Annotated in this window: 1 rRNA gene; it reads left to right on the top strand. The window is 53.1% G+C overall.

From position 1 onward, the window contains the following. A 23S ribosomal RNA gene (locus WFG93_RS13940) occupies positions 1–224 on the top strand; the annotation flags it as partial.

Below are 224 nucleotides of genomic sequence, written 5' to 3'. Positions count from 1 at the left end.
AGTAGGGGTGACAGCGTGCCTTTTGAAGAATGAGCCTGCGAGTTAGTGATATGTGGCGAGGTTAACCCGTGTGGGGTAGCCGTAGCGAAAGCGAGTCTGAATAGGGCGTTTTTAGTCGCATGTTCTAGACCCGAAGCGAAGTGATCTATCCATGGCCAGGCTGAAGCACGTGTAAGAGCGTGTGGAGGGCCGAACCCACTTAGGTTGAAAACTGAGGGGATGAG

The sequence above is a fragment of the Microbacterium sp. USHLN186 genome, from assembly GCF_037145155.1.
In the GTDB taxonomy this organism is placed as follows: Bacteria; Actinomycetota; Actinomycetes; order Actinomycetales; family Microbacteriaceae; genus Microbacterium.
Note: the sequence above shows the minus strand (reverse complement) of the source record. Positions and strands in the feature narration are given on the sequence as shown.